The 393-nt window shown below is 75.1% G+C and carries 1 protein-coding gene; it reads left to right on the forward strand.

The features are described from left to right. The coding region (locus tag D7Y04_RS44935) for a lamin tail domain-containing protein (RefSeq protein WP_199749853.1) at nucleotides 1-393 on the forward strand (393 nt) is incomplete at both ends.

Raw genomic sequence — 393 nt, forward strand, 5'->3', positions numbered from 1 at the left:
GACCCGTACGCGTCCGCCGAGCACGTGCAGCGCGCGCGTCGGTTCCTCCAGGACTACGTGCGCGGAAGGCGTGGGTACCTGGCGAAGGAGCTGGAGGCGCTGAGGGCACACGGGGGCGGGCCGCTGGTCATCCGCGAGGTGACGACGGGAGGCGCGGGGTACGTGGAGCTGTACAACCGTGGCACCCAGGCGCTGGAGCTGGGGAGCTACGAGGTGACGAACGACCTGCGGGCGACGGCGCGGCACCGGCTGGAGGCGGGCACGCTGGGGCCGGGGCAGGCGGTGCGGCTGCACCCGCCCTTCACGCTGTCGAGCGACGGGGGCGAGGTGGGGGTGTTCGACGGGGCGCGGCGCTCGGAGGCGACGGGAAGGCCGGTGCTGCACGGGCCGGAG

Origin of the sequence: Corallococcus sp. AB038B, from assembly GCF_003668955.1 — a bacterium.
GTDB lineage: Bacteria > Myxococcota > Myxococcia > Myxococcales > Myxococcaceae > Corallococcus > Corallococcus exiguus.